Source organism: Streptosporangium amethystogenes (assembly GCF_000721075.1).
Lineage (GTDB): Bacteria > Actinomycetota > Actinomycetes > Streptosporangiales > Streptosporangiaceae > Streptosporangium > Streptosporangium amethystogenes.
Window position 1 is genome coordinate 1 of record NZ_JOEQ01000209.1, and the last position, 245, is coordinate 245.

1 protein-coding gene is annotated in these 245 nt (G+C 66.5%); it reads left to right on the top strand.

The window, feature by feature from the left end:
- Nucleotides 1-245: HAMP domain-containing protein (locus IG98_RS46435; protein WP_037973182.1), on the top strand; the 245-nt coding region annotated here is incomplete at both ends.

The window sequence follows — 245 nt, forward strand, 5'->3', positions numbered from 1 at the left end:
CGAGGGCCAGCTCGGCGGCCAGGCCCGGGTCCGCGGCGTCTCCGGCGTCTGGAAGGACCTCACCGACAACGTCAACTCCATGGCCAACAACCTGACCTATCAGGTCCGCAACATCGCCGAGGTCACCACCGCCGTCGCCAACGGCGACCTGACCCGCAAGATCGACGTCAACGCCCAGGGCGAGATCCTCGCCCTGAAGACCACCATCAACACCATGGTCGACCAGCTCTCCTCCTTCGCCTCCG